The organism is Cryobacterium sp. PH31-O1 (assembly GCF_030063455.1).
GTDB lineage: Bacteria > Actinomycetota > Actinomycetes > Actinomycetales > Microbacteriaceae > Cryobacterium.
In genome coordinates this window covers 343,103-365,482 of the sequence record NZ_JASITB010000004.1, presented here as the reverse complement: position 1 = coordinate 365,482, position 22,380 = coordinate 343,103, and the positions used below count along the sequence as shown (strand labels likewise).

The window sequence follows — 22,380 nt, the reverse complement described above, 5'->3', positions numbered from 1 at the left end:
GCGCGGCTTAGGCGATTGCGGCGTCCACGATCGCCTTCGCCTCGGCCTGAACCTTGGCCAGGTGCTCGTCACCTAAGAACGACTCGGCGTAGATCTTGTAGACGTCTTCGGTGCCGCTCGGCCGGGCTGCGAACCAGGCGTTCTCGGTCGTCACCTTCACGCCGCCGATGGCAGCGCCGTTGCCCGGCGCCACGCTGAACTTGCCGGTGATCTTCTCGCCGGCGAGCTCGGTGGCCGTTATCATCGAGCCGTCGAGTTTGGCCAGCGCCGCCTTCTGCGCGGGCGTGGCCGCAGCATCCACTCGGGCATAAGAGGGCGCACCGAAATGCTCGGCGAGCTCGGCGTAACGCTGCGATGGCGTTTTGCCGGTGACGGCAAGAATCTCGGACGCGAGCAGGGCTAGCAGAATGCCGTCCTTGTCGGTGGTCCAGACCGTGCCGTCGAAGCGCACGAAGCTTGCGCCGGCGCTCTCCTCGCCGCCGAACGCGACCGAACCGTCGATCAGGCCGGGCACGAACCATTTGAAGCCCACCGGAACCTCCCACAGGTCGCGGCCGAGAAATCCGGTCACCCGGTCGATCATCGTCGACGAGACGAGGGTCTTACCGACCGCAGCGTCTGGCTTCCAGCCTTCGCGGTGGCTGTAGAGGTAGTCGATGGCGACGGCCAGAAAATGGTTCGGGTTCATCAAGCCGCCGTCGGGCGTGACGATTCCGTGCCGGTCGGCATCCGCATCGTTGCCGGTGAGGATGTCGTACTCGTCCTTGTGCGCGACAACGGATGCCATCACCGACGCACTCGACGGATCCATGCGGATCTTCTCGTCCCAGTCCAGGGTCATGAATCGCCAGGTCGGGTCGACCTTCGGGTTGACCACGACGAGGTCGATTTCGTAGCGGTCGCGGATGGCGCCCCAGTAGCCCACGCTCGCGCCGCCGAGCGGGTCGGCTCCGATGCGGATTCCGCTGGTGCGGATGGCCCGCATATCGATGATGTTCTCGAGGTCGTTGACGTAGTTGCCGCGAAAATCGTAGGTCTCCACGGCGCTCGGTTCGCTCATGATTACACCCACCATGCCGCCAGCGATGAGGTCATTTGCCCGGTTCGCTATCCACGACGTCGCGTCGCTGTCGGCCGGTCCGCCGTGCGGCGGGTTGTACTTGAAGCCGCCGTCCATCGGCGGATTGTGGCTCGGCGTGACGACGATGCCGTCGGCGAGGTCACCGTGCTCGGCCCGGTTGTAGGCCAGGATCGCGTGCGACAGGGAGGGGGTCGGCACGTAGTCGTCGAATTCGTCCACGAGTACGCGCACACCGTTGGCGACGAGTACTTCGAGGGCCGTCGTATAGGCCGGGCCGCTCAGCGCGTGCGGGTCGGTGCCGATGAAAAGCGGGCCGGTGATGCCCTGGCCGGCGCGGTATTCCACGATTGCCTGCGTCGTCGCACTGATGTGATCCTCGTTGAACGCGGTGTTCAGCGAGCTGCCGCGATGCCCGGAGGTTCCAAAGACGACCCGCTGGGCCGGCACCGTCACATCCGGTTTCAAATCGTAATAGGCCTTGACCAGCCCATCAACGTCGATCAGGTCAGATTCCAGGGCTCGGGTGCCCGCACGTTCGCTCATGAGCACAGTCTGGCACCCCCAGTAGGCTGGGAGCCATGCCCGACTCGCCGAATCCGCCCGAAAGCCAGACCTACAGCTATCTCGGCCCGGCCGGAACGTTTACCGAAATGGCGCTCGCGCAGGTGCCCGCGGCGCGCGGCCAAAACTGGCGCCCGGTCAACAACGTAGGCGAGGCTTTCGCCGACGTGATCTCCGGTCGCAGCCTCGCGGCGATGATCGCCATCGAGAACTCGGTCGACGGCGGTGTCACCGCCACGCAGGACGCCCTCGCGAGCGTGCCGAACCTGCGCATCATCGGCGAATACCTGGTTCCGGTCAACTTCGTACTCGTCGCCCGCCCCGGCACCACGCTGGCCGACGTGCGGGTCGTCAACGCGCATCCGGTCGCCTACGGCCAGTGTCGCAACTGGCTCGAAAAGACGCTGCCGAGCCACGGACACCTTCCGGCTTCGAGCAACGTCGCCGCAGCATCCGCCCTTCTCGACAACACGCAAGCGGATGCCGCGATCGCCCCGCCCGGCATCGACAATTATCATGACCTCGTGGTTCTCGCCTCGAATATCGGTGACAACCCGAACGCCGTCACCCGGTTCGTGCTCGTGGGTCGCACGGCTGAGCTCGCTCCTCCGACCGGCGCCGACAAGACCAGCCTCATCATCGAGCTGCCGAGTGATCGTTCCGGTGCCCTGCTCGACATGCTCGAGCAATTCGCCACCCGTGGCGTGAACCTCAGCCTCATTCAGTCCCGACCGATCGGTGATTCCCTCGGACGCTACCGCTTCGTCGTTGATACGGAGGGACACATCCTCGACGAGCGCGTGGCCGACGCGCTGCTCGGCCTGCGCCGGTTCAGCCCGAAGGTCATCTTTCTTGGGTCGTATCCGCGGGCCGACAAACGCCCAAGCGAGTTCACCTCCCGCTACGACGACGGCATCTTCATCGAGGCCCGCGATTGGTTGCGCGGCCTCATTGCGGGGGAACCTGCCGAATAGGCACGGTGGCGCCGAACCCGCCGAATAGGACTATCCGGCGGCAACGCGCACGATCAGCGCGCCCGGATCGGCGTGCAGCCGCACCTTGCGCACCAGGCCATACTCGTCACCGTCAAGCTCAAAGTCTTGAGCGTGTTCGAGCGCAATTCGAATATCGGGTCCGCGCAGGGTCGTCATCACCCGCTCATTGGTAGATTCCGTGGACTGAATCATGCGCCGGCCCACTGCCGAACGACGAAGTACCCCGTTCTCCCAGGTCACCCGACGCCAGATGGTCAGCCAGCCCAGCACGCCCTTGGGCTGCAATACGGCGATGTCGAGAATGCCATCGTCGAGGCGCGCATCGGGCAGAAACTGCAGGTTACCCGGCAACAGCCCACAGTTGGCGACGAGAATGGCGCTCACCTGCGCCGGCCGGTCTACGCGCCCCGCCACGCTGTAGCGGATGCGAAATGGTCGCGCTTTCGGCAGCGCCCGCGCTACTCCGTCCACATAGGCGAGCCAACCCACCTGCTTCTTCAGGTCGTCCCGGGTGTGGGCGATCATCTGCGCGTCCAGTCCGAGTCCGGCCAACACCAGAAAGACGTGTTCCTCGACCTTGCCGGCGTCGGTCGTGATGGTCGCCACGCCGAGGTCGATCGAGCGGTCGGTGCCGCTGAATGCGATCGCGGTGGCGGCGTCGATGCTGCCGAGCGGCAGCATCAGGTTGCGGGCGAGCAGGTTGCCGGTGCCCGAAGGCACGATGGCCATGCGCACGCCGGAGTCGCGCAAGGCCTCGGCCACGGCGCGAACGGTTCCGTCGCCGCCGGCCGAGAGCACCATCGAGGCCCCAGCCTCGAGCGCCCGTTTCGTAGCGGCCTGGCCGACATCGTCGAGGCTCGTTTCGAACCAGTGTGTTGCGGCCCAGCCGGCGGACTGCTCGGCCGCAGCCACGCTCGCTCGCAGCTTGGCCAGATCCACTTTCACCGGGTTGTAGACGACGGCGGCGTGCTGGTCGAGGCTTTCGGAGGCGGTCACGAGGCCTACGCTACTGGGTTGACTCCGCGTTTGCCCGTCAGCGTGCGCTTGTAGACTGGCCGGGTGATTGATCCGGTGCTGTTACGCGAAAACCCTGACCTCTTCAAGCGTTCGCAGGAGGCCCGTGGCGACTCCGTTGAAGCGGTGGATGCCGCCCTCGCCGCCGATGCGGAGCGGCGATCGACGATCACGACATTCGAAGACTTGCGCGCAGCGCAGAACCTGTTCGGCAAGCGCGTGGCGGCCGCCCCTGGCGCCGAAAAGAAAGCCCTCGTTGGTGAAGCGCAAAGCCTCGCCGCCGCGGTCAAGGCTGCCGGAGTCATCGCCGCCGACGCCGACGCCAGCTTCACCACGATCGTGAAGACCATCGCGAACCCCATCATCGACGGCGTCCCGGCCGGCGCCGAAGACAATTTCGCGACCCTGCGCACGCACGGTGAAGCCCCGGTGTTCGACTTCGAGCCGCGCGACCACCTCGAGCTCGGCGAACTACTCGGCGCCATCGACATGGCCCGCGGCGCCAAGGTCTCTGGTACCCGCTTCTACTTTTTGAAGGGCATCGGAGCCCGCCTCGAGATCGCCCTCATGAACATGGCGCTGGACCGGGCGCTCGACGCCGGCTTCGTACCGCTCATTACTCCTACGCTGGTGCGCCCCGAGATCATGGACGGAACGGGTTTTCTCGGCGAACACAACGACGAGGTGTACTACCTGCCGACCGACGACCTGTACCTCACCGGCACGAGCGAGGTCGCGCTCGCCGGGTACCACAAAGACGAGATCCTCGATCTGTCCGAAGAGCCGCTGCGCTACGCCGGCTGGAGCACCTGCTACCGCCGCGAGGCCGGCTCGGGCGGGAAAGACACCCGCGGCATCATTCGCGTGCACCAGTTCAACAAGCTCGAGATGTTCACCTACGTGCTGCCCGAGAACGCCGAGGCCGAGCACGACCGCCTCGTCGCGCTGCAGGAGGGCATGCTGCAGTCCCTCGGGCTCAGCTACCGCGTGATCGACGTCGCCGCCGGAGACCTCGGCTCAAGCGCCGCCCGCAAGTTCGACATCGAAGCCTGGGTGCCCACCCAGAACGCCTTCCGCGAGCTCACCAGCACGAGCAACTGCACCACCTACCAGGCGCGCCGGCTGAATATCCGCTACCGCACCGAATCGGGCAAGACGACGCCGGTCGCCACCCTGAACGGCACGCTGGCGACCACTCGCTGGCTCGTCGCCATGCTCGAAATGCACCAGCAAGCGGATGGTTCGGTGCGCGTCCCCGAGGCGCTGCGGCCCTACCTCGGTGGCCTCGAGGTGTTGACGCCGCTCCCGGCGAAGGGAATGAAGTGACCTCTGTCACCGCACTGTCGAAGGGCACGTTCACCGAGCCATGGCTCGTCGCCCTCGATATCGACGGCACGACCATGCACGAAGACGGGTCGATCAGCCAGGCCGTGATCGATGAGGTCGTTCGGCTCGCCGCCGCCGGCCACGAGGTGATGCTCGCCACCGGGCGTTCCGCTGCTGCTGCCCTGCCGGTGCTCGACCGACTCGGCATCACACCGCGCTACGTGGTCTGCTCCAACGGTGCCATCACCATGCACCGCGACGCCTCAGCTCCCATGGGCTACCGCCGCGAATGGGTCGAAACCTTCAACCCGAGCGACGTGCTCACCTCTATTCGGGCGCACCTCGGCTCAGCTCGGTTCGCGGTCGAAGACGAGCACGGCTTCTACCGTTACACCGAACCGATCCCCGATGCCACGATCGGCATGGACAGCGAACGGGTCGACTTCGACGAGCTGCTCAAGCACCAGGCCACGCGCGTGGTCGTCATCTCACCCGACCACGACATGGAGGATTTCCTCCACGTTGTCGAGCGCATGGGCCTGAACCGGGTGAGCTACGCGATCGGATGGACCGCCTGGCTCGACATAGCTCCAGACGGCGTCAACAAGTCAACCGCGATGGAACGCGTGCGCGTGTCGATCGGCGTTCCTCGCGAGCGAGTGATGGCCGTCGGTGATGGTCGTAACGACATCGACATGCTGCAATGGGCCGCCGAATTCGGTCGTGGAGTGGCCATGGGGGAGTCGCCCGACGACGTTCTCGCGGCCGGGTCAGAGATCACCGGCAACGTGGCCGTCGACGGCCTCGCCACGGTGTTGCGCACTCTCTAACCGGCATCCAGCCGTCTATCAGGCGCCTCTGTCAGCCTGAGCAGTCTGCCATCGGCTAGAATCGGGCCAGTTCGCCCAATTCTTCTGCACAGCACTTCGTGTGGAAAATAGGCAACCGGGAGGGCTGTCCGAGCGGCCGATGGAGCCAGTCTTGAAAACTGGTGGGCAGAAATGTCTCGTGGGTTCGAATCCCACGCCCTCCGCAGCACCAGTGCAACGTAAAAATCACCGGCGCACAATGATTGTCGCCTCGGGCCGATCAGGCCACCAACCGATGAGAGGACATGAGTGAGCGACCAACTTCGCCCTCGCAGTGCCGGTTCGAAGAACCTCAAAACCATTGCCCGGCACGGCCGACTGAAGAAGTCGAACGCTGCCGTCACCGTGGCGAAGTTCCTTGCGGGCAGCGTGGCCGTTGTTCTGGTCAGCGGGTTTTCCGTCGCTGCCATCGCCACCTACGACGTCGCCAAGAGCGTGCAGCCCAGTGTGCACCTAGCCGACAAGGCCAACGGCCCGGTTCCCTCGATCGGCGCCATCGATGGCGGCGTGAACATGCTCGTCGTCGGCAGCGACAGCAGAGTCGGCCAGGACGCCGCCTTCGGCCCGGAAGATGCCACCGGCGACCTCAACGACGTGACGATGCTGCTCCACATCTCGGAAGACCACAGCAACGCCTCGGTCATCAGCTTTCCCCGAGACATGTTCGTCTCCATCCCCTCCTGCCCCGACCCCGACGGTGGCTCGTTCAGCGCCATGAGCAACCAGAAGATCAACACCACGCTCACCTACGGCGGGCTCGCCTGCACCGTACTGACCGTTGAGAAGCTGACCGGCCTGTCCATTCCGTTCGCGGCCGAGGTGCAGTTCAGCGGCGTCATGTCCATGTCCTCAGCCGTCGGCGGTGTGCCGGTCTGCGTCGCAGAGCGCATTGAAGACGAATACACCGGAACGTTCCTCGACGCGGGCGAGCACGTGCTCTCCGGGTATGACGCACTGCAGTTTCTGCGCACTCGGCATGGAGTCGGCGACGGCAGCGACCTGACCCGCATTAACAACCAGCAGCTGTTCATGTCCTCGCTCGTGCGCACGATCAAGAGCGCTGACACCCTCTCGGACCCGACCAAGGTGTACGCCCTGGCCAAGGCCGTCACGGCCAACATGCGCCTGTCGGACAGCCTCAACAGCGTGACCACGCTCGCGTCGATCGCCATCGCGCTGAAGGACATCGACCTCGACCAGGTCGTCTTCGCCCAGGTGCCCACCGGTACCACGACCGGTGGGGTCAAGGCCGTTCAGCCGGCCTTCGACAACCTGTTCGAGGCCGTTGCTGCCGATCAGCCGCTCTCGCTGAGCGGAACAACCGGCAGCGGCACGGTGGCTGACCCCAATGCTCCCGTTGAGGCCGCTCCCGCGCCGGCCGCGACCACGGATCCCACCGCGACCGAAGCTCCGGCCGCGACCGAGGCACCGGTGGCCCCCGGAGTCGTTCTGTCGGATTCGGTGACCGGCCAGACCGCCGGTGACTACACCTGCACGGCCGGCCGAACGCTGAAAGACCAGTAGCCGGGCGCGGGCATCCGCTTTTGTAGCCGTGCTTTTCATGGTCAGAGCGGATGCCCGCAGTACGGCTAAGATGGACGAGTGTGTTTGCGCAAGCAAATGCCAAGGAGACGTCGCATAGTTCGGCTTAGTGCACCACCCTGCTAAGGTGGAGTACCCTTTACGGGGTACCGTGGGTTCAAATCCCACCGTCTCCGCAGTCAATCGAACCCCTGAATCCCTTATAAACACTGGGACTCAGGGGTTTTCCTTTGCCTGAAATAATGCCGGCGAGCTTCTGGAAGCGATCGACAGCCAGGACGAGACGATCAGCATGGGCCTTCCGTTCGAAGAGCGGGTTCGGCTGGTCGTTGATGATGCCTGTTTTGCCTTCACGCATTCCAAAGTGGCGGGTTTGATCCGGCGGGCGGGGCTGCGTTACCCGAACGCTGACCTGCGCAGCCTCAACCGGCAGCTGCTAACCCAGCTCGGCACCTGCTCATTCGTGAACCGGCAGCAGAAGGTCGTCTTCAAGGGCTCACCGGGTCGGGGACGTCGTATCTGAGCTGCGCGATCGCTAAACGGGCCTGCCAGCATCGCATCGCGCCCAGCCCCCGACGGTTGTCGTCGACATCTGCGGGCGGGTGCCGTTCCGCTGATTCGTGCGGTCCTCGGAGCCTTCGAAACGGACGGCACGGGTGAGTTCGTGGCGACTTCGAACCGGAGGGCTTTTGAGCTGACCGTGGCGGAGCGCTCGTCCTTCTTATTGAGAACCATTATGATTAAAGGATGATGCCATCGAATGAATCGACCGAATGACCCGCCCGCCACTAGCACCGCAGCCGGTAACCGTGACTGCTGCACATCGGAAGGGCATCCTGTGGTCGCACAGCCTGTGTGTGATGCTCGGCCTGTTGATCATGCTGACCGTTCTCGTTTCGAGCAGTGTCGGTCCAGTGGAGGTATCGGCGGCCGACTCGCTGCGCATCATTGTCGGGCACGTGTTACCCGGCATGCCGTGGATGGTCGATGGATCCATCACAGTGTTACAGGACCAGGCGGTATGGCAGTTCCGGTTGTCCCGGGTTCTGATGGCTCTGCTCGCCGGAGGAGGTCTAGCTCTCGCCGGCACACTAATGCAGGCGGTGGTCCGCAACCCGCTCGCCGAGCCCTACATCTTGGGCGTCTCGGCCGGCGCCGGTATGGGTGCCGTGCTGGTGATCGTGTTGGGGTCTGCCGTCGTCGGCGGCCTCACCCTGCAGGCTGCGGCTTTCGCCGGGGCGCTTGTCGCTACGACCGCCGTGTATCTGTTCGCACGTCAGCGGGGCGTTATCTCTCCGACCCGGCTCATTCTCTCTGGAGTTGCCCTCGGCTCGCTGTTCAGCGCGGTCACAAGCTATCTCACCATCACAACCGATGCTCAGAACGTGTTCAGCATTCTGTTCTTTCTGCTGGGGAGCGTCTCAGCGGTCACCATGAGCCAGCTTGCCGCCCCAGCCGTGGTGCTGACGATCGTGCTGCTGCTTGCGCTACTTCAGGGACGTTCGCTCAATGCCCTCCTAATGGGTGATGAGGCCGCTACGTCTCTCGGTGTTTCCGTGCAACGTCTGCGTGGAGGACTGCTAGTGGCCACTGCCCTACTGACCGGAACAATCGTCTCTGTCGCCGGTGGAATCGGCTTCGTGGGTCTCGTTATTCCTCACGTGTGCCGAATCTTGGTCGGCAGCGACCACCGGCGGATGCTTCCTGCCGCCGTACTTGCGGGTGGCTTGTTCCTGGCGCTGGCGGATCTTCTCGCGCGGACGGTGGCAGCGCCCACCGAGATTCCGCTCGGCATTCTGACGGCCATGGTCGGGGCACCGTTCTTCCTGTGGCTGATGCGCCGAAAGCGTGCCGGGCACGCCGGACTGAACCGATGACGGACGACAGGAAATGAGAGTCACGTTCGACCGGGTGAGCATCTCCCTCGGCGGCGCGCCAGTCATCCAGGATGCCAGTCTGACGATCGAGCCCGGCCACACGGTGGGCATTCTTGGTGCCAACGGCAGCGGGAAATCAACGCTTCTGCGAAGCCTCTACCGCGTCGTCAAGCCGACGAGTGGCACGGTCCTCCTCGACGGAGCTGATGTCTGGACTATGCCGCTGCGCAAGGTTGCCCGAAATGTGGCCGTGATGGCTCAGGAATCCGAATCGGAGTTTGACCTCGACGTGCTTGATGTTGTTCTGTTGGGCCGGGTTCCGCACCGCAAGGGATTCGGTGCCGATACTCAGAAGGATCTGCACTTGGCCGAACAGGCACTGACGGATGTCGGCTCGCTCGATTTCGCTTCCCGCGCTTTCTCCGGGTTGTCTGGCGGTGAGAAGCAACGGGTGCTCCTGGCCAGGGCTCTCGTGCAGCAGAGCAGGGTGCTCGTACTCGACGAACCCACCAACCACCTCGACATCGCCTTCCAACTTGAATTGATGCACATCATCTCGAACCTGGGCCTGACCACGATCGCGGCCCTGCACGACCTTAATCTCGCAATCGCACACTGTGATGAAGTCGCCGTCATGCAGTCTGGCCGTCTGGCAGCTTTCGGGCGCCCCGAAGACGTTCTCACACCCGAACTTATCGGCGATGTCTTCGGCGTGCATTCGCACCGTCTGCGCCATCCCGAATCCGGGCAACTCCTGATCGCTTACAGCTCACGGCAATCCCGACAAACCACCTCACTACAAGAGAAAGTTCAGCAATGACACCTCGTACCCTCACCCGAAATCTGATGGCCACCACGACCGCGACAGGAATGATCGTCATACTCAGTGCCTGTGGATCTGCCGTCGGCACCACCACCGAACCTGTTGCGTCCACCGAGCTAGTGACGGTCGAAAATTGCGGCCGTGTGCTCGAGTTCGCGGGAGTTCCTACTTCTGCAGTGGGACTGAGCCCGTCTCAGACAGAGCTAATGCTGCGTCTCGGCCTTGGAGACAGCGTCGTCGGGCAGGCGCAGGTTGGCACCGCAGAGCTGCCGGCCGATGTAGCCGCTGAAGCAGCCAACATTCCGGTGTTGAGCAGTGATGCACCGCCGACCCGAGAGATCCTGCTCAGCGCCGAACCGGACTTCGTCTATTCTCCTACCGGTTACGAGTTCACCGCTGAGCAGGGGTTTGCGAGCATAGCCCAGCTCGAACAGGCCGGAGCCAACGCATACATCGCAACCGGCGGATGCCTGGAGCGCCGCAATGCGGGAACAGTCGACGATATCTTCACCGACATCGAAAACCTTGGTGTTATCTTCGACGTTCCCGAGGCAGCGACCGCCCTGATCGACCGGGGACGTGCCGACCTCGATGCCGTCAGAATTGCCGTTGAGGCGCAGACCCGCTTGAGCGTGGCCCAACTATTCGTGGACGGCACGTCGCTTTCCGCGATCGGCGCGGGCGTCGAATACGACATGATCGCCCTCGCCGGGGGCGATAACGTGTATTCGCCAGACGATGCGGCTTTCTCCGACTTCTTCGCGGCGAGCATCTCACCCGAGTCCCTCGCCGCGGCGAACCCCGAGGCCGTCATCTTCGCCGTCAGCACGGAGCAGCAGGCTACTGAGACCGCAGAGTACCTGCGGACGACATTCCCGGATCTCGCCGCCGTGAAAAACGACCGGTTGATCGCGATCAGTGCCGCGGACACGTTCCCAGGTACCCTCGGCAATATTCGTGTCGTAGAGCAGATCGCGGCAGAGCTGTACCCGACCGCTTTCTAAAACAGAGATCGGGGTCCGTCGCCCGAGCTTAGCTCGGGCGACGGATGTCGATGATGCGCCCAGAAGCTGCAAGCGTCGATGCGCGATGCGCGATCGTGATCACGGTCACGTCTCGGGGCAGGCCCTGAACGAGGCGGGTGACAGCGTCCTCGGCCGTCGGATCGAGGCTCGCTGTCGTCTCGTCCAGAATGAGGATCCGCGGTCGTACGAGCAGCGCACGAGCCAGGCAGAGCCGGGCTTGTTGCCCTCCCGACAGAGCGGCGCCTCGTTCGCCGATGACGGTATCCCGACCATCCGGCCAGGCCTCGATGAAATCGTCAGCGCCCACCTGCTGGAGTGCCGAAACGATCTGATCCTCGGTCGCGTGGGGTGCGCCCAGACGGAGGTTGTCGATTACGGTGCCGTGGAAAAGTAGGGCGTCCTGGCCTACGACCGCTACGACCGTCCGAAAGTCCGCGTCAGAGAGCTCGCCCATCCCCACTCTGTGCCCCTTCGCTGTGACGAGATCGATCCGTCCCTGGTCGGGAGCCCACAGCCGAGATAGCAGGTGCGCCAGGGTGGTCTTTCCCGCACCGGATGCTCCTCGAAGTGCCACCCGGTCCCCGGGTGCGATCGTCAGGTTGTAGTCCTTGAAGACGGGACTGCCGCCGGCGTACCGGAAGGCGAGGCCGACGATGTCCAGGCCGAGTGCGCCGGCCGGTACTGGGCGCCGAGCGGCAGTATCTGACATCTCGCTCTTGCCGCCGATTCCTTCAAGTACCCGCCGGGCGCTTGCCCGGTGGGAATGTAGCTGGCTGAGTATCGATCCGGCATCGGCCACGGGCCCGAGCATGGCAAAGCAGCCCGCCATGAGCGGCGGCAGAACTGCGAGGCTCAGGTCTGGAGTGGCCATCGCGATGAGGAAGAGGGCTACCGCAGTGCTGACGATGGTGACGTCGCGCAGGCCGGCGGTCAGCACGCTCGTCGTATCGAGCTGTCTCTGCAGGCTGGCGCTGCGACGGGTGAACCGGTCGAGGTCGTCGACCACACGGCTCTGGAGCCCGAACCCGATGATTTCGCGACGTCCGGTGAGGCTTTCGACGACTCGAGCCGATAGCGCCGAACTGCACTCCTGGATGCTCTCGCCCAACCGGCGGGACCGGGCCACGAAAATACGGCTGCACGCCAGAAGCAACAGCACCGACACCAGGACGGTTGCTGCCATGACCGGGTGCACGATGACGAGGAGCCCGATGCCGCCGAGAGCGACAACTCCGGTCGCGGTGAGCTGCGCAATAGTATGCGCATAGAAGAACTCCAACTTCTCGATATCGCCCATGGCGGCCGCCGCCTGGTCCCCACTGTGTGCGCTGCCACCGAGTGTGCTGCGTGACGGGGTGCTGCGGGCAAAACCGTCGAACAGGCTCATACGCAGGGCCGCGAGCACGCGGTAGGCGAGGCTGTGCGACAGATCCATCTCCTGCCAGGTCAGTGCCGCCCGCATCAGGACCCCGATACCCAGCAGAACCCAGAAGCTTGGCGGCGGAGTTCGGTGCTCCACGACGGCGAGGCCCACCGCCCAGGCGGCACCCACCATCAGCGCCGCCAGCGTGAGCGAGCTCAGCAGGCTCACCGCGAAGGCCCACGCGAGCCCACGGGTCTCTCCGCGCAGGTACGGAACCAACCCAAGAATCGGATGCCGGATCATTCTCGCCCCACGAGTTCGTGTTCTACGAGTAAGCCGTCCTCGAGATGCAGGATCCGACCGGCAAAATCGAGGGTTTCGGTGCGGTGGGCGATCATGAAGACAACTTTCGTGAGGGCGACAGACTGTAGCGTGCGCATCAAATGATGTGCCAGGGAGTCATTGAGGGCGCTTGTAGGCTCATCCAGAAGAAGCACCGGACGGTCGGCGAGCAGTGCCCGCGCGACCGAGAGGCGCTGTTTTTGACCGCCGGAGAGCGAATCGCCGCCCTCGGCCAGGATGGCGTCGTACCCGCCCGGCAGCGCGAGGACCTCGTCGTGAATGCCAGCAGCGCACGCGGCGGCGTGCAGGTCGGCGTCCGTTGCGTCGGGCCGGGCAACCGTGAGGTTGTCGCGCACCGAACCGGAGAAGAGGTAGCTGTGCTGGGACACCACGCTCACGTGCGAGGAGCCGGGGGCGGCCCCGGCTGCCAGGACAGAGCCCGTTTCGGGCTGCAGATAGCCGAGAATCAGATCGAAGAGGGTGCTCTTCCCGGCACCTGACGGGCCGGTCAGCGCGGTGATCGTGCCGGGACGCAGGGTGCACGAGACACCGCGCAGCACCGGGATCCCACCGGCATAGCCGAACCCCACATCCGTCAGGGTGAGTGTCGCCGTGCTGGAATCACCGTCGGTCGCTGCTGGCGGGTTGGTTACTGTGCTGGCACGCAGAGCGTCGATGCCGGGGACGGCAGAGAGGCCGAGATAACCGGCGTGCCAGTGCCGTGACAGCTCACGGATGGGCCGGAACAGCTCGGACGCCAGAAGCAGGAGAAGGTATACCTCGACGGTCGGCTGCCCGGTTCCGGTGGCTGCCCACACCGCGGTCGCGGCGGCGTAAACGATCCCGGCCTGGATAGCAAAGTCGACCAGCGCCGTGTCGAACAGCGAGGTGCGCATGGTGGCAACCGTGGCCCGGTGCAGTTCGTCGGACCGCCCGTCCAGCCGTGCACGGGTTCGCCCGACCGCACCGATCAGCCGGAGCGTCTTCATGCCCTGAAGTGATTCGAGAAAATCGGCGGCGAGGCGTTCGTAGCTGTCCCACTGAGCGCCGCCGCGGCTACGCAGCAGCCGATGCCACAGCCGAGGGGCCAGCACAGCGAGAGCGAGACACCCCCCGAGCACGAGGGCAAGCGACGGGTTCAGTAGGAAAATAGCGATTAGTATCACCGGGCACAGGATGAACACCTGCAGCAGATGCCCCACGTATTTGCTCACATACACGTCCACGCCGTCGATACCGTCCGTGATCGTGAGGCGTGCAATGCCGGAACGTTCGGCAGTGTCGTGCAGCCGTGCGGGTGAGAGCGCGGCTTCGGTCAGCTCACGGCGCAACCGCAGCCGAACAGCGGTACCCAAGCCATTGGCGACACGCGTTTGGACAATGTTCACCGCTACGCGCAGGACCGCGACCGCCACAACACCGGCCAGCCATCCCAGGGCCGCTTCGCCGCGACCCGCCACGAGCGCGGCCAGGGTATGGGCTGTGAACCAGGCCTGCGCAAGATAGGTTCCCGTGCCAAGGATCAACAGGGCAGTCGTCCCGGTGAGGCGGACCGGATGCTGCCGAGTGATCGACCACAAGCTTCGATTGAGCATCATTCGGCCATGCCCCGTTCTTCCCAGAAAGCAACTCCATGCAGAACACGATCGCCTGCCAGTACACCGCCGGGCACCACGTCGGGGTTGTGGTGCCCGTCGGTCCACCCTGCGACCGGTCGGGTGCGTGCCCGCAGCGACCCTCCCGCAGCACGAAAGAGCAGATTCGCGGCCGTCAGGCTTGCCCACCAGAGACTGTTCACGAGGTCGGCGCTTGATGAGCGCCGGGATGCGGTGAACAAAACGAGCACGTCGCTGTGCCGTAGCCACTCTTGAGCGCTGGAACGATCAACCGCTTCAGTGAGTAATTCGTGGTCGCCTGCCGTGACGACACGCACACGGCAGCCGGCGGGACGCTCGTGTTCGGAGATGTCCGAAGTGATCCGGAGGAGCACGGCCAGCCATCCCGGCGTCGGCGGTCCTGCGGCAGAGGCGGCGACCATGTCGATGAAGGGAATGCTTCGTCGCCGCGCGAGCCCGGCCGCGCTGATCGCGGGCACTCTGAGGGCAGCGGACGTTGCGAAGTGCGCTGTGCCCGTGGACGCTGGCCTTGGCGCGGATGCCGCGGACACGGTGAGGGCTCGTGCGAGAGACGTGACGTCGGGCGGCACCCCGGGCTGTCGCGATTCATCGGGCGCGCGCACGCGCGACGTGACATTTTCGAGAGCCGGGAGCGGCCCGTTCCCGAGGTGCAGAGCCGTCACAGCCAATTCCGGCGCCCTGCCGCACCAGGTGCCCGGCCAATCCTGGTGTGTGGCGTCCGCAGGAGGAAGGCCGGCGAGTGCGGCCAGGGACTCCGGGCCGAGTCTGTGCAGCCGCGTGGCTGCCAGGCCCGTCCGGGCGGCGACGGCCGCCATGGCCGTGAGCGCGTAGGCGGCATCGGCGATGAGTCCCGGCCAGGCGCGGTGGTGGTATTTCGCCACGGTCCGTTGCGGGAGCACGGTCAAAATGATGACGGTGCCGTGGCTGAGCGTGCAGTCGCCGACGTTCAGGAGGCGGTTCGTGTCATGGTCGTAGAAGCCGCGGGCGCCTCCCTGTTCCCCGTCCCGCCCGAACAGAACGTGGGTCTGGACGGGGTAGCAGCCTCCTGCTGAGGGGGTCGGGCGTTGACGGATGCCGGTGGGCTGACCGGTTTCGGGTGACGGATGGAAGAACTCGCTCCACCACACCTCCTCGAGAAGCGCGCCGATTCCTGTGGTGGGCAGGGCAGAGCCGACCCAAGCGTTCACCGCCGGCCCGGGCGGAGTGGGGGGACCAGGCGTGAGCCGTGACCAGGCGTGGTCTGCGAAGTCGAGCAAGAGGGGCATCCGTTTCACATGTGGGGAGGGGGAATGAGAGTGAAGTCGTCGGGCGCGACGGGGTCGTGCTGCCGCCATCCGCGGGTTCGGGCAGCGCTGCGAAACCGGGCGGAGCCGAGGTAGGCGAAAGCGGCCGGCGCGTTCGGGACAAGCCCGGTGACAAACACTCGCTCCACGCGGAGGGCGGTGCGGGCGACATCCGACGTGGTGAGATCACGGCTGTAGACCCGATGGCCGCCGGCCGTCAGGCGTGCGGCGACCGTCTCCTGTTCGACCGAGGCGATCTCGTCAATATCGACGAGGCCGAGCGCCGGCGCGGTGAATCGCGAGGCGAGCCCGTGCACGCGCGGATCAAGCCACACCTGCACGTGCGCGCCGAGGTCACGGACCCTGCCGAAGTTCTCGCCCACGTCGTCAAGGTAGCGGCGGTCTTCACGATGCTCCAGGTACAGTCCGCGCGCCATCAGCCCGGCGTCCACGGCCTGGAACACCCAGCCCGTTGATTGCTGCAAACCGGAGGAGTAGATCCAGGTGTGTACGGCTTCCAGCACCGCCTTGCGGGCGGCTTCGGCAGGGTCGAGTTTGCAGGCGAATCCGGCCGCGTAGAGACCCGTGTCCGGATCGAAGATGAGGGCGGCCATCGCCGGCGCGAATTCGGAAGGCATCTCCACGATCCAGTACCGCAGATTGCACCCCGCCATCTGCTCGGCAAGGCCGTGCACGCTGGCAGGGTCGATACCCCGCGTGGGCCCGTCCAGATGCCACCAAAGTTCGAGGGCGTCGCGTTCGATGCATTCCAGGACCGCTCGGTCCCGGGCATCCTGGTGACCCTGCCCGGTGGCAATCCCGGCGTAGTTGAGGTGGTGCACGCGGTCGAGGTGCCGAAATCTGCGCTGCCGCCAGTTCAAGTACACCAGTGAGGCCGGGAGCCAGGCGTCTGTGGGGCACGCGTCGGTGGTGCGTTCCTGGCAGCGGGTCCAGAGCGTCTGCACCTGGTCAGTGAGCTTCCGGTAGGGAAATCCTGGGGAATCGAGCTGCCACGGCGTGAACTGGGGCAGGGCCTCCACGTCGATCACCGTCAGCCCCTGCGCCCGCAGTTCGTCGGCCGTGCCCTCGATCTGCTCGGTGCTGTGCAGCTGCTCAGGCAGGAAGTTACCGCAGTAGCGCTCCATCCCTTCCGCGACGGCCGCGATCCAGGCCTGCTGTTCGTCTCCGAAGGTGGTGCCGAGGGAGACCCGGTCGGCCGGCCAATCACCGAGCTGGCGCGCGTTCGACACCTCGGCCGTCATCGACGTGTACGCCGGAGGTGCGGCATCGGGCCGCAGGACCGGTCGCACCGAACGGATGATGCCCATTTGTGGGTCGACGAGGGATTCGAGGCCGAGCTCGGGCGAGGGTGTGGTGTTCATGGTTTCCTTGCAGAGATAGGGGTGGAAATGTGGGAGGCATCGTCAAAGCGCTGCATCCACGCGACGACCCGGTCACCGATGCTGCCCGCCGGGTCGGCCGGGTCGACCGCGAGCCGGTGACCCCACGGGCCTGTGATCAGGCTCGCCTGGCCCGGCCAGGAATCGTGCAGGTCGAGGGCCTCCCGCACGAAGAAGTCCCGGGTTCCGGTGACTACGAGCAGGGGTGTGGTGATCCGCGCGTATCTTTTCTGCACGTCGGTGGGCGTCGCAACCCAAAGTTCGCTCCAGAGCGCGGTTTCCTCGGGTGTGGGTTCAGGCAGCGGATGCGCCGCCTCGGGTCCGGCGTGGCGGGCGTGCGCGAGCAGAGCGGCCGCGCGGACCTTGTCGAGTGGTGGCCCGCTCCGACGAGCGAATCCATGCTCGAACCACCAGCCCAGGCGGTCGGCGAGTCGCGGGCATCCGTTCGGATCTCGCGCGGTCTCGTATCGCCCGAGGGCAGGAACGAGTGCCACCACGCCGCTCACTTGGGCGGCCAGATGAGGTTCGCTGGTGAGAGCCCGGGCTGTTTCCACCGCGCAGTGCGCCGTGTAGGACGCGCCGAGGAGCGTGATGCCACCCCGATGCCAGGGCGCAGCCAGCACTTCTCGAACCGTCGCGGCGCCGTCTGCTCCTTCATCGCTGTACGGGTGCCAGCGGCCGCCTGAGGTGTAACGGCCTCGAACATCCGCGATGACGCAGCTGTAGCCCCGGGCCTGCCACGAGAGTGCCTGTGCGGCATGGATCTCGCAGTTATAGGGCGTTCGGATGATCACGGTGCCCCGCGAGTTCACCGCCGTCGCGAGGATCCCTTCCAGTTCAACGCCATCGGTGACGGGCACGGTGAACCTGCCCCACGAACCAGTGCTCACTGAATCGGTGCCGGCTGCGGATAGGCCACAACGGGATGCTCACTCGATTGCAGAGATCGGGTATTGAACTGCCAGGCGTGCGTGCGATAGGAGCGCAGACGTTCAGCATCGAACGCCCAGGCCTGCACCATGTCGAGTACCCGCAGCCCGACCATTCGACTCGCGAGCGAACTCAAAGCCGGCGGAGAATTCGTAGGCCCCCGCAGCCAAGACGCAAGTTCCTTTGCGGTTCCGGACGCCGCGAGGCGCCGCTGGAGAACTTGGGCACTCGATGCGTCCGTGGCATCGAGCGAGATCGGGTCGACCCAGAGCTGGCAGCCCTCGCGATGCATTCGCAGCCAGGCCACGCCTCGACCGGCCAGAGCATCAAGGTGTTCCCACAGCTGCCAGGGCGGCAGGCTTTGGGCAAGCCAGAGCACAAGGGCCGGCTCGGCTGCTGTCAGAGCCTGGTTGATCTGGCGCGTACTGTCGCCGTCCACGCGGTCGTGGCCCGTGGTTGTGTCGACCGTGCAGACCTCGGCACCCAGCTCGGTGAGGTCTGACGCCAGATACCCGAGCGCCGGTTCGGTGCAGATAACCAGAATGCGTCTCTTGAGCGCGGGCCAGACAGGGGCCGCCTCACGTTCGTGTCGGTCAGTGATCTCGGCCTGCACACGCGTCCAGGAAACTGTCTCGGCCGCATCGAGCGCGATGTGATGGCCGCCGGCCAGCGCTTGCAGCGTGAGAAGGGGGATGGGAGAGCCCGTGAGGCGAAGGAAGACACCGCCGCTGGTGCGTACCGCAGTGCCGGCGGGGGTGTCGATAATGTCGAACGGGATCGGGGGGACCATCAAAGAGCTCGATTCGATTGCAGGCCATTAACGGGTGGTGCGCCCCGCAGAATTGGCCATTTGCGGGGCGCACCGAAACCCATGGGAGGGAAGTCAGCTCTTAGTCGAAGGGGTTCTCAACGAGCGCGTTCGAGTGCGTGGCGGAGAGGTGTGCCAACTGCTCGGTTCCAGCGATTTCTGCGACGACGGTGTTTTCGGATTCCATGACGGAGTCCTTCCTGTTGTTGTTCGTTGCGTTGCCTCCCTTGTGGGGGCTACTAGACTCTAACCCTAAATGATAATTGTTATCAACAAGGAGTGTATATCAACGAGCCACATGCATCACGGTTAGTCGTCGCCGACCAGAAAGCCGGCGTCCTGTACGCCGTCGATCCGAGCTCGGGTGTCGTCGTGCGCGAGGACACGGATACCGTTCTTGCCGAGCACGCGGGCTTCCTCACCCTTCCCGGTGGCCGCCTCGCCTATGTTGATGACGCGGCCGGCGAACTCGTGGTGCTCGATGTCTTCACGTCTGCGTCCAATTGGCGTGAGGGTGTGGTGTCGGTCGCCATTCCGGGCGAGCACCTGGCGGCGAGTAGCGATGGCCGGTTCGTCGCCGTGACGACCGGTCTCGGCCTCGCTTTCGAGCCCTGGAGCGATCTCATCACGGTCGTCGATCGGCAGGCGACCCGGCGGCGCAGCAGACGAGTCCGAACCCGTCGCGGCGAGCCCGGAGTGATCATCGCCCGAGATCTGCGCGATCCGCACACCTCGTCGGCTCTGGTCATCCGCCACCGTGAGCCCGGCGCGCTCGAAATTATCACCGTTGAGGCAATGCACGCCGCGGACGCCCACGGGCCGGTACTGCGAGGAGAGCTGACGGAGCTGCCCGACGACGGCCACGGCGACGCCTACGATCCGGCAACGGGCATGATTTTCACGGCCACTCACGTCGGCGTGCACCGGCACACCCTTGAGGACGGCGTGCTCGCCGCGCACGAGATCCTGTCGTGGAACGCCCCGGGGCGAGCGTATTTCCTGCGTTTCTGCCCCCGGGACCGAACCGTATTCGCCGTCGTGCGCGGCGGCGACCCAGACCCGAAGAACTGGCACACCTGGACCAATTTCCTCTGGCGGTACGCCCTCGATACTCACGAGATCAGCACCATTCCCATCGGTGTGGGTTTGGTTTTTCGCCTGGCCCTCACCCAGCATCACGCCGTTGTGACGCGCATCGCACCCAACGGTGATGAGGCGATCAGCTTTCGTCGGAATCCTGCGTCGACCCTCCAGGAAGAGGGCCGCAGCATGCTCCCCTCCATGCGGAATGCGCCCGCACCAGGACGAGAGCCCTGGGACCGCGTGGAACGCCGGGCCATCGCCGCATCGCCCGCGGGTTCCCTCTTCGCGGTGACACGCGGCGGCCACGGCGAGGTGCACATTCTGAATGCCGCCCAACCCTGCGCACCGGGCCGAACGATCCAGCTACCCTCGCCCCTGCACGACGGCGGCCACCTGGCATGGCTCGTCCGCGGCGATGGCGACACTTTCGGGCACGACCTTGTGGGCCGCTGAATGCGCGACACACAACACCGGCTCTTCCAGTCCGCTGCCGCGTCCTGGCCAGCGAGGGAGCGGATCAGCGACGCTCTCCGGCGAGCCGAGGACTACGAGTCACCGGGCCTCCCGGTCCTTCGCGGTGACACAGCGCTCTACCGAAGTCGCCTGCCTGGGGAATCGAATTTCTGCCTGCGCCGAGCAGTCATCGACCGCGTATCAGGCTGGTTCGTTTCACCACGTGTCCTATTGGATCCCGGGCAGTTTCACCCCGGTGGCACCGCGGTCCTCAACGCGTTCTGGGTGAGTCCCGACGGAGCCCGAGTCGTCACCGAAGTTGCTCTGGACGGGAAGGAGGTCGGTGAGCTCCTCGTGATCGACACGACAACGGCGAACCAGCAGCCCGTGCCACGGCTTCGGGTGCGATACAGCTCTGTGGCCTGGCTGCCCGATAGCTCGGGATTCTGGTGCACGGCTCGGCTGGATTCCGATGACGACGACCGATACTTCTGCCAGCCGTTCGTCGACGGTGTGATCGTGCACGACACACCGGCTGGCCCGGCGGCGGCGCAGAGCCAGAGCGTGGCATCCGTTTCGATGGGCCGCCATGTTCTCTCCCTGCGCACAGAGCGTGGGGCGAGCGTGCTCACGCTCAGCGGCAGTTCCCCGACGGAAATCACCCTCGGGCTCGACTCGCTCATGCATGTGGAACGGTTTAGTGCGAACACCGCCGACACGCTCCAAGAGGCCTGGGTCGTTGCCTCCGACCCGAGCACGCCGCCCCGGCTTTACCGTCACGACCTGGAGACGCGGCAGACACAGGTGTATTCCGGGCGCATTCGAGATGACGGTCCGGACCTCGTCCACCAGCGGGTGGTCGCGACCATGAGCGATGGAGTCGAGGTCGACCTGCTCGTGAGTGCCCGCCGCGTAGACCTCGACAGGCACGGTCTTCCCCTCGAGCCACGTGCCCTGATACTCACCTGCTACGGCGGTTTCGGTGTCTCCTGCATGCCCGCCTACGAAGCGAGCCTGCCCGCGTGGGCCGACCTTGGTGGTGTCTACGTGACCGCCCAGATCCGGGGCGGCGGCGAGAAGGGACCGGCGTGGCATGCGGCCGGCCGGGGGGGCAACAAACTCCGCGCGGTCGCTGACCTCGTCGAGTGTGCCGAATTCCTGCAGGCCACGGGATGGTGCACCGCGGCGTCGCTGTGCCTGATGGGGGCCTCCCACGGCGGACTGATTGTCCTTGCGGCGGCACTGCGGCGGCCGGACTTGTGCGCGGCCGTGGGTGCTACCGCGCCGCTCCTGGACATGACGCAGTTCCATCAGGAGGGCTTCGGAGCTCAATGGCTTGGGGAGTTCGGTGACCCCAATGACCCCGCCGACCGCTCACTCCTCGTGAACTATTCCCCGCAGCACCTACTCGACGCCCTCCCGCACTACTGCCCGCTTCCCGCTGTGCTCTGCGCCGTTTTCGAAACGGACGAGCGCGTGCCCCCGATGCGGGCCATCAAGTTCGTGGACACCCTGCAACAACGAAGCGGACGCGCCTGGTTGCGCAGCGAACCCAAGGCCGGCCACGGACCCAAACCCCTCGACCAGGTGCGGCGGTTCTCAGCCGACCTACTCAGCTTCGCCGCCGCCCACACGCACGAGACAACGCCGTAGGGACACATTCAGTCGACCTACCGCCAGCTCAAAGGGCCTTGGGTCTATTCAGTTGGAATGTAACGAGCAGGCTCATCACTCTGGAATCTTGGGCTGTTTTCACTGGTGCGATCCCTGTTGCGGTGCGGGCTGACGTCTAATCGAGAGGCCTCCAACAAAGACCTTCGAGGTTCTCCGGAAGAGGCTGCACCCCGCCACGCCGCAAAACCCTGCCGCCGGTCAGGCCGAAACCATCGTCGGGATGCTCGTCGAGTTTCCAAATCTGGATTTTTGCGTTTATGCAATCGGTAGTGGTTCCTGATGTCAGAAGCTGTC

The 22,380-nt window shown here is 65.2% G+C and carries 18 protein-coding genes, 2 tRNA genes and 1 pseudogene; 12 read left to right on the top strand and 9 right to left on the bottom strand.

Going from position 1 to position 22,380, the window contains the following annotated elements; translation table 11 throughout:
- Positions 1 to 7: 7 nt before the first annotated feature.
- A complete protein-coding gene (gene pgm / locus QMK31_RS10985; RefSeq protein ID WP_283500976.1) occupies positions 8 to 1,624 on the bottom strand; it encodes a phosphoglucomutase (alpha-D-glucose-1,6-bisphosphate-dependent) in 1,617 nt (538 codons plus the stop codon).
- Positions 1,625 to 1,659: 35 nt separating this feature from the next.
- Here pgm and pheA point away from each other — a divergent pair, with 35 nt between their 5' ends.
- A complete protein-coding gene (gene pheA, locus QMK31_RS10980) occupies positions 1,660 to 2,616 on the top strand; it encodes a prephenate dehydratase (RefSeq protein ID WP_283500975.1) in 957 nt (318 codons plus the stop codon).
- Between the two features lie 30 nt (positions 2,617 to 2,646).
- On the opposite strand, the gene QMK31_RS10975 is transcribed toward pheA, so the two are convergent.
- Positions 2,647 to 3,633, bottom strand: a complete 987-nt coding sequence (locus tag QMK31_RS10975; protein WP_283500974.1) for a diacylglycerol/lipid kinase family protein — start codon at positions 3,631 to 3,633, stop codon at positions 2,647 to 2,649.
- A 63-nt stretch (positions 3,634 to 3,696) separates the two neighbouring features.
- Between QMK31_RS10975 and serS the strand changes: the two genes are divergently transcribed.
- The 9 genes and pseudogenes from serS to QMK31_RS10930 all read left to right on the top strand — a co-directional run bounded on the left by serS (position 3,697) and on the right by QMK31_RS10930 (position 11,092).
- Complete coding sequence (gene serS, locus QMK31_RS10970) at positions 3,697 to 4,977, top strand: serine--tRNA ligase (protein ID WP_283500973.1); 1,281 nt, start codon at positions 3,697 to 3,699, stop codon at positions 4,975 to 4,977.
- Positions 4,974 to 5,807, top strand: a complete 834-nt coding sequence (locus tag QMK31_RS10965; protein ID WP_283500972.1) for an HAD family hydrolase — start codon at positions 4,974 to 4,976, stop codon at positions 5,805 to 5,807. The genes serS and QMK31_RS10965 overlap by 4 nt, the downstream gene beginning before the upstream one ends.
- A 118-nt stretch (positions 5,808 to 5,925) precedes the next feature.
- Positions 5,926 to 6,010: transfer RNA gene (locus tag QMK31_RS10960), tRNA-Ser, on the top strand.
- Positions 6,011 to 6,095: 85 nt separating this feature from the next.
- Positions 6,096 to 7,370 carry an LCP family protein gene (locus tag QMK31_RS10955; protein ID WP_283500971.1) on the top strand — a complete coding sequence of 425 codons (1,275 nt, stop codon included), beginning with the start codon at positions 6,096 to 6,098 and terminating at the stop codon, positions 7,368 to 7,370.
- Between the two features lie 103 nt (positions 7,371 to 7,473).
- Positions 7,474 to 7,564: transfer RNA gene (locus QMK31_RS10950), tRNA-Ser, on the top strand.
- Between the two features lie 80 nt (positions 7,565 to 7,644).
- Positions 7,645 to 7,949, top strand: a pseudogene (locus QMK31_RS10945) (ATP-binding protein); the annotation flags it as partial.
- 248 nt (positions 7,950 to 8,197) lie between these two features.
- Positions 8,198 to 9,265 (top strand): FecCD family ABC transporter permease, encoded by a 1,068-nt coding sequence (locus tag QMK31_RS10940; RefSeq protein ID WP_283500969.1) that lies wholly within the window; start codon positions 8,198 to 8,200, stop codon positions 9,263 to 9,265.
- Between the two features lie 13 nt (positions 9,266 to 9,278).
- On the top strand, positions 9,279 to 10,085 hold the full coding sequence (locus QMK31_RS10935; protein ID WP_283500968.1) for an ABC transporter ATP-binding protein: 807 nt from the start codon (positions 9,279 to 9,281) through the stop codon (positions 10,083 to 10,085).
- Positions 10,082 to 11,092, top strand: coding sequence for an ABC transporter substrate-binding protein (locus QMK31_RS10930; protein WP_283500967.1), 1,011 nt, complete (start codon positions 10,082 to 10,084; stop codon positions 11,090 to 11,092). The genes QMK31_RS10935 and QMK31_RS10930 overlap by 4 nt, the downstream gene beginning before the upstream one ends.
- Positions 11,093 to 11,120: 28 nt before the next feature.
- On the opposite strand, the gene QMK31_RS10925 is transcribed toward QMK31_RS10930, so the two are convergent.
- The 7 genes from QMK31_RS10925 to amiA all read right to left on the bottom strand — a co-directional run bounded on the left by QMK31_RS10925 (position 11,121) and on the right by amiA (position 19,063).
- Positions 11,121 to 12,779 (bottom strand): ABC transporter ATP-binding protein, encoded by a 1,659-nt coding sequence (locus QMK31_RS10925; RefSeq protein ID WP_283500966.1) that lies wholly within the window; start codon positions 12,777 to 12,779, stop codon positions 11,121 to 11,123.
- A complete protein-coding gene (locus QMK31_RS10920; RefSeq protein ID WP_283500965.1) occupies positions 12,776 to 14,416 on the bottom strand; it encodes an ABC transporter ATP-binding protein/permease in 1,641 nt (546 codons plus the stop codon). Before QMK31_RS10920 ends, QMK31_RS10925 begins: the two co-directional genes overlap by 4 nt.
- Positions 14,413 to 15,720: a hypothetical protein gene (locus tag QMK31_RS10915; protein WP_283500964.1), complete on the bottom strand. Its 1,308-nt coding sequence runs from the start codon at positions 15,718 to 15,720 to the stop codon at positions 14,413 to 14,415. Before QMK31_RS10915 ends, QMK31_RS10920 begins: the two co-directional genes overlap by 4 nt.
- Before the next feature lie 5 nt (positions 15,721 to 15,725).
- Positions 15,726 to 17,120: a YcaO-like family protein gene (locus QMK31_RS10910; protein WP_283500963.1), complete on the bottom strand. Its 1,395-nt coding sequence runs from the start codon at positions 17,118 to 17,120 to the stop codon at positions 15,726 to 15,728.
- Complete coding sequence (locus QMK31_RS10905; RefSeq protein ID WP_283500962.1) at positions 17,117 to 17,998, bottom strand: CocE/NonD family hydrolase; 882 nt, start codon at positions 17,996 to 17,998, stop codon at positions 17,117 to 17,119. Before QMK31_RS10905 ends, QMK31_RS10910 begins: the two co-directional genes overlap by 4 nt.
- Positions 17,999 to 18,024: 26 nt before the next feature.
- Positions 18,025 to 18,858, bottom strand: a complete 834-nt coding sequence (locus tag QMK31_RS10900; protein WP_283500961.1) for a hypothetical protein — start codon at positions 18,856 to 18,858, stop codon at positions 18,025 to 18,027.
- A gap of 100 nt (positions 18,859 to 18,958) precedes the next feature.
- Positions 18,959 to 19,063, bottom strand: a complete 105-nt coding sequence (amiA, locus tag QMK31_RS10895) for a streptamidine family RiPP (protein ID WP_244962576.1) — start codon at positions 19,061 to 19,063, stop codon at positions 18,959 to 18,961.
- Between the two features lie 92 nt (positions 19,064 to 19,155).
- Between amiA and QMK31_RS10890 the strand changes: the two genes are divergently transcribed.
- Together QMK31_RS10890 and QMK31_RS10885 are read left to right on the top strand one after the other, a co-directional pair.
- Positions 19,156 to 20,412, top strand: a complete 1,257-nt coding sequence (locus QMK31_RS10890; protein ID WP_283500960.1) for a YncE family protein — start codon at positions 19,156 to 19,158, stop codon at positions 20,410 to 20,412.
- Positions 20,413 to 22,065 (top strand): prolyl oligopeptidase family serine peptidase, encoded by a 1,653-nt coding sequence (locus QMK31_RS10885; RefSeq protein WP_283500959.1) that lies wholly within the window; start codon positions 20,413 to 20,415, stop codon positions 22,063 to 22,065.
- Positions 22,066 to 22,380: the final 315 nt, after the last annotated feature.